The 3263-nt window shown below is 34.8% G+C and carries 3 protein-coding genes and 2 pseudogenes; 4 read left to right on the top strand and 1 reads right to left on the bottom strand.

The features are described 5' to 3' along the window. The 4 genes and pseudogenes from ACXAC4_RS17960 to ACXAC4_RS17945 all read left to right on the top strand — a co-directional run. On the top strand, window positions 1-453 hold a 453-nt coding region (locus tag ACXAC4_RS17960; protein WP_475164288.1), incomplete at its 5' end, for a hypothetical protein. Between the two features lie 71 nt (window positions 454-524). Further along, window positions 525-1247, top strand: coding sequence for an outer membrane beta-barrel protein (locus tag ACXAC4_RS17955; RefSeq protein ID WP_475164291.1), 723 nt, complete (start codon window positions 525-527; stop codon window positions 1245-1247). Further along, complete coding sequence (locus ACXAC4_RS17950; RefSeq protein ID WP_475164284.1) at window positions 1225-1788, top strand: hypothetical protein; 564 nt, start codon at window positions 1225-1227, stop codon at window positions 1786-1788. Before ACXAC4_RS17955 ends, ACXAC4_RS17950 begins: the two co-directional genes overlap by 23 nt. A 171-nt stretch (window positions 1789-1959) precedes the next feature. Beyond that, window positions 1960-2534, top strand: a pseudogene (locus ACXAC4_RS17945) (recombinase family protein). A 407-nt stretch (window positions 2535-2941) separates the two neighbouring features. On the opposite strand, the pseudogene ACXAC4_RS17940 reads toward ACXAC4_RS17945, so the two are convergent. Continuing rightward, window positions 2942-3214 (bottom strand): annotated as a pseudogene (locus ACXAC4_RS17940) (M3 family metallopeptidase); the annotation flags it as partial. Between the last annotated feature and the right edge of the window lie 49 nt (window positions 3215-3263).

The raw sequence follows: 3263 nt of genomic DNA, 5'->3' as shown, positions 1-3263 counted from the left end.
TCTAACTTATATACTGATGACTTTTCTAGATATTTGGCCAATGAAGATTTCAAAGAAAACACTAACCGATTTGGTGCGTTCAATCTAAGAAAATCCCTCTCCGAAAAAACAGATATCAATACTTATGTCATTGCAAACGGGAGTAAAACAGAAACCGAATCAATTGTTTTAAACCAATATATCAGCGACAGCCTACCATTTTCTGAGAACAGAAATAACAATAACATTTTAGAAAACTTCTTTGTTATCGCAAAACTAACTTTAAATCATAAACCTAATACTAATGTAGACTTTTCAGCAAATTCCTTTATTAAAGTAAGTAAAAATCAGTTCGATGGTTCAATTTTTACAACTAACCCATTTCAAGCCAATACTTTTCAGACAAATGGAGAGTTAGATGCTACGAATTTGAAGCAAAATTTTGAATACAGTAAGAAGTTTAATAATGCCTAAACCATTAGTTTGGAAACCACGCTGAATTATATGAAAAATAGTCCAAGGACTAATTGGATAAATAATGCCCCATTTCTAACTGTCTAATTCCTTTACAAGAAGACACCACATTCAAAATTTCCCAGCAAATAGAAACCCAAACTACCAATTTTGATTTTATCTTTAAAGACTATTGGGTCCTTAACAATTTCAATCATATATACACTTCTTTAGGTATTAACCTTTCTGCAGAGGATTATTTTAGTGTTGAAAAGCAAGAGCTATCAAATGAGATTGTCAACAATCTCTCGTCGGAAGGTTTCGGAAATGAACTGGACTACCGCTTTAGTGACATTTTTATAGGTTTAGAATACAAATTCCTATTAGGTAATTTTACGACAAAAAGCGGCTTATTTTATCATAATTACCGTTTAGAGAATGAACAATTCGGAATTGAAACGCTTAACAATACTCAACTTTTACTACCACAAATTAGTTTTGAAGCGGAATTAAATAGTAGTGAAAGAATTAATTTTAAGTATCGCGCAAGGGTAAATTATCCAAATAGTTCAAAATTGATACGTAATTTTCTTTTGACCGATTTTAATCAAGTTTTCCAAGGTAATCCTAATTTAAATACGGAAAAGTTTCATTCTTACTCTTTGGGTTATTACAAGTTCAACCTTTTTCGAGGCCTGAAATTTAAACACAAATCTATTCTACAACAAAAAAACGCAGAGTATAAAAAACACTACTATTCTACAAGGAATAGAACAATTTCGAACTTTGACTATGTTCAAATTACCGGAACATAGTGTTTCAGGAACCTTTAATTTCAGTAAAAAAATAAAGAATATCAAATATTCTCTTAAGGCAAATGTCAGTTACAATGAGTTCTTTCAAATTGTCAATGATGATACATCTAAGAATATTTCGAAAACCTTAAATTCAACAGGTAAAATAGAAACATTTTTCAAAAAATGGCCAAATTGGGAATTCGGCTATACCTACTCTCCTTCCAGTTTTAGCACTGCTAACGCGTCTTCTGATTTCAGTAACAATGAATTCTTTTTTAATATGCAATATGTTTTTTTTAATGATTTCTTGTTCAAAGCCGATTACTCCCGAGTTGATTACCAAAATAAAACTACACAAGCTTCAAACGAATTTGATATTTCAAGTGTTTCTCTATTTTATCAAAAAGAAGACAACCCATGGGGTTTTCAAATCGAGGCAACCAATCTTTTTAACAATAGATTAAAAAGATCTAATTCATTTTCTGATTTTCTAATAAGTGATCAAACTACGTTTTTACTACCTAGGATTGTAATGCTTAAGGTATCATACAAACTCTAAGAAATTGTGATTATAATTAATAACCAGAATAACCGTTTTGCTTTTTATATTTTGCACCAAAAAACGGCCGTTTTACGGTACGATTAAAATCCAAACAAAAGATATCCGATTGTAGTTCCATTTGTCGTTCTTTTTAGTAGTTTCGTTATATAACCTTTTACGGAACTAATTATGGTAGTCGGATATGCAAGGGTATCAACCCCAGAACAAAAATTGAAATCACAAATCGATTTGTTGAAAAATGCAGGATGTGATAAAATTTATTCTGATATCGCAAGCGGAACTCGGGACGATAGAAAGGCCTGAACGAAATGTTGAAGTATATGCGAAAAGGCGACACCGTCCTGACCTATAAAAACGATAGGGTATTTCGTTCCCTGAAAAATATGGTGGAACTAATCGACAGGTTCAATGACGCGCCGCGTGCATTTCAGAGAGTCTTGAGCGAACCCGAATTCGATACTACATCCGCTAACGGTAAATTTTTACTCCGAATCCGTGCAGCAGTTGCAGAATTCGAACGAAATCTGATAAGTGAACGGACGAAGGTGGGATTGAATAACGCCAGAAAACGGAACAAGCTTCTGGGTAGACCCAAGGGCTCCAAACCCGATACAATTGAAAAGTACCAATATGCCAAGCATCTTTACCAAAATCGAGGAGTATCAATAGATACAGCATGCCAACGGGCAAAAATAGGTAAGACTACTTTCTATAGGATAGAAAAGGAAGCATCAAATAAGTAACTTCTAGTATTAATAGGGTCTCAGACCGAAGCGGTCGTTTTATGCAGCTATGAGGTCATTGGGTCTATAGGGTAGAAAAGGAAACCTCCAATAAGTAACTTCTAGTGTTAGTAGGGTCTCAAAGCGAAGTTTGCCGTTTATGCAGCTATGGAGGCTCATCCGGCGGAAAATTCGAAAACACACTCAAGATGTAACACTTATAGTTTTTCATCGTCCTACAGACAAATCATCAATCATCAATCATCTATCATCTATCATCAATCATCTATCATCAATCATAGGTGCTGCAGGTAAGAAAGCAGGAATCGGATTAACGTTAGCAATCGTTGTCCCTTTACGTCTACTTCGTTCAGTTACGTATTGCTAAGGTTAACGACGGTTAGATTCACCTCTTACACAGCACCTAAGTTAATTTCAGCATAACGCTTTGCTTTGTCACCCGAAAGTGTTGCACCGTTACGTGCAAAACCGTTGTAACGCATCCAAGTAATACGCTGCTCTTCAGCCGTTAAGTTTTTAAACTCATCACTATTGTAAACCGCTTGAATACGTTCAAATAACGCTTTGTTTTGCGTGATTTTAGAGCTCATCGCAGAAAACTTAGGCACTAGTTTACTTTGTAACTCACGAAATGCAGGGCTTGAGTTATTGTTTGCCCAAATGCCATAGTATGGGAATAGGTGCTGTGTAAGAGGTGAATCTAACCGTCGTTAACCTTAGCAATACGTG

This window comes from Pseudoalteromonas sp. AWM4_233 (genome assembly GCF_056158285.1).
This window is presented reverse-complemented; position numbering and strand designations above follow the sequence as displayed.